This is a genomic window from Nocardiopsis lucentensis DSM 44048, assembly GCF_000341125.1.
Lineage (GTDB): Bacteria > Actinomycetota > Actinomycetes > Streptosporangiales > Streptosporangiaceae > Nocardiopsis > Nocardiopsis lucentensis.
In genome coordinates this window covers 1-2,829 of the sequence record NZ_ANBC01000101.1, presented here as the reverse complement: position 1 = coordinate 2,829, position 2,829 = coordinate 1, and the positions used below count along the sequence as shown (strand labels likewise).

Genomic DNA, 2,829 nt, shown 5'->3' with positions numbered 1-2,829 from the left:
CCGGCGGGCTCGGCCGGGGCCTCCGCCACCGCCGCCGCGAACACGGCGTCACCGGGCTCGGCGACCGGTCCCGTCCAGGGCACGGAGGTGGCCAGGGAGCGCAGGGCGCGGATCCAGTCCGAGGCCTCGGGCCGCTCCCCCGGTTCGGCGGAGAACATGGACATGACGAGCACGCGCTGGCGCTCCCCGGCCGCGGCGACCAGTGGCAACGCGCCGAAGCGGTCGCGCAGCTGCTCCGGCGAGGGCGGCGGGTCCTCCCCGGTGAGGGCGAAGAACGCGATGGCGCCGAACGCGTACCGGTCGGTGGCCGCCGAGTACTCGCCGTTGAAGATCTCCGGGGCGGCGTAGCCGGGCGTGAACCAGGGCCGCGCGGTCATGTGGCGGGCCGCGATCCGGCTCAGGCCGAAGTCGACCAGGGTGGCCTGGCCCTCGTCGCTGATCATGATGTTGCCCGGGGACAGGTCTCCGTGCACGACCACACGCTTGGAGGGGGTGGCGCGCCCCGAGTGCAGCACGTCGAGCACCAGGGCGATCTGCTCCAGGTAGCGCAGTACCTCGCGCTGCCCGCGCGGCCCCTCGACGGCGTGCTCCGCCCGCCAGTCGCGCAGGTCGACGCCCTCCACGTAGTTCATCACCAGGTACAGGGCCCGGTCGGTGGACTCGGCGGCGCCGTCGGCGGGGTGCTCGGGGGCGCCCTCGAAGTGCTCGCGCACGCCCACCACGCCCAGGCGGTTGATGAAGCGCAGGAGTTCGGCCTGTTCACCCCACTTGGCGCTCAGTTCGGCGAACTGCTCCTCGTTCGCCGTGACCTCGGAGTTGAGGACCTTGACCACGACGGGCTCCGTCTGCCCCGCGAGGGTGACCTCCGCCAGGTAGAGCGTGGCTTCCCCGCCACGCCCCACCGATCGGACCAGGCGATACTTGTCCGGCTGTGAGTCAGGACCAACGTAGAGATTGAGGCTCACTACTCCGCCACTCATTCCACACGGGGGGTACGGGGGATTCGGGATGCCCACAGGCACGGGGACCACAGTAACGTGGACCGCCGAACACTCATGCCCTGTGCGCCGTCCCGGACCCGAGGTGGCCGCTGTCGGACACGGGAAACGGACGGAAGGGACCGCGGTGGCCGAGGAACGGGTGCTGGGAGGCCGCTACCGCCTGCTCACCCGGCTGGGCCAGGGCGGTATGGGCGAGGTCTGGCGGGCGGTCGACGACCGACTGGACCGCACCGTGGCCGTGAAGCTGATCCGGCCGGGGCGGGTCGACACCGACGAGGTGGTGGCCCGGTTCCACCGCGAGGCACGGCTGACCGCCCGGCTGGCGGGCCACCCCAACGTGGTCATCCTGCACGACTTCGGTGACGACTCCGGAGACGGCGCGGTGTACGCGGTGATGGAGCTGGTCGCGGGCAGGTCGCTGACCGCCGTGCTGAGGGAGGGCGGCCCGATGCCGATCGCCCGGGCGGCGGGTCTGACCGCCCAGGCGGCCGCAGGCCTGGGGGCCGCGCACGCGGCCGGGATCGTGCACCGGGACGTGAAGCCGGGCAACCTCATGGTGGTCGAGAAGGGCACCTCGGACGGCACGGTCAAGGTGCTGGACTTCGGGATCGCCTCGGTGACGGCCGCCGAGGCCAGCCGCCGTCTCACCCGCAGCGGCCAGGTGATCGGCACACCGCTGTACATGTCGCCCGAGCAGATCAGCGGCGCGCGGGTGGACCACGCCAGTGATCTGTACTCACTCGGCGCGATCCTGTACCAGCTGCTGGCCGGGAGACCGCCGTTCCAGCACTCCAACCCCCTCACCGTCCTGCGCATGCACGTGGTGGACGAGCCGCGCCCCGTCGTCGAGACGCGCCCGGAGGTTCCGGCGGAGCTGTCGGAACTGGTGGCGTCGATGCTGGCCAAGCGGCCCGGTACCCGGCCCTCGTCCGCGGAGGAGGTGAGGGAGCGGTTGGGCGCCTTCCTCCCGCCCGTCCCCGATCGGCCCTCGCGCCCGGAGTCGGCCCCGGGCCGGCGGCCGCTGGTCCCCACCAAGGCGTACACGCAGGCCCCGCCCACCCGGGCGTACACGCGGCCCCCGTCCCAGGTGACGGGCATCGGCGGCCTCCAGTCACGGGTGGAGGCCGCCCGGGCCCGGGCCTCCGCCGGGCACGTCGCCGAGGCCGCTGAGGACCTGCGCGTCCTCCTGCCGCGACTGGCGGAGGCGTTCGGCCCGGACCACCCCGACACTCTGCGCGCCCGCCGCCAGGAGGCCTACCTGACGGGCAAGGCGGGCGACCCCCGCAGCGCCGTCGCCCGGTTGGACGCGCTGCTCACCGATCTGATGCGGGCCTACGGCTCCCAGCACCCGGAGACCCTGACCACGCGCTACCAGCTGGCGACCAACGCGGGCCGCGCCGGGAACCACGGGCTGGCCGCGCGGGTGCACGGCGACCTGGTCCCGGACCTGGTGGCGGTCCACGGCGCGGACTCCGACCGGGTCCTCACCACGCGCCTGTACCTGGCCTTCGAGGTCGGCGAGGCGGGCGAGCCGCGGCGGTCGGTACGGCTGCTGGAGGCGCTACTGCCGGACCTGGTCCGCGTCCTGGGCGAGGACGACCCCACGACCCTGCGCGCCCGCCACTACCACGCCGCCTACCTGGGCCACTCCGGTCAGCCGGCCGAGGCCGTACGGCGCTACCGCGCGCTGCTGACCGACCACGCGCGGGTGCACGGCGACCAGCACCCCGCGACCGACCGCGTCCGGTCCCACCTGGCCCAGTGGGAGGCCCGCGCCCAGGGGTAGCCCGCCCGGAGCCCCCATGGTCCACGCCGTACGGCGGTCCGT

2 protein-coding genes are annotated in these 2,829 nt (G+C 74.0%); one reads left to right on the top strand and one right to left on the bottom strand.

From position 1 onward, the window contains the following. Positions 1-902 (bottom strand): serine/threonine-protein kinase (locus D471_RS0103155; RefSeq protein ID WP_241479553.1); only part of this gene is annotated, 902 nt, incomplete at its 3' end. A 223-nt stretch (positions 903-1,125) separates the two neighbouring features. Here D471_RS0103155 and D471_RS0103150 point away from each other — a divergent pair. Continuing rightward, entirely contained in the window at positions 1,126-2,787 is a 1,662-nt protein-coding gene (locus D471_RS0103150; protein WP_017597282.1) for a serine/threonine-protein kinase, read from the top strand. Positions 2,788-2,829 lie beyond the last annotated feature (42 nt).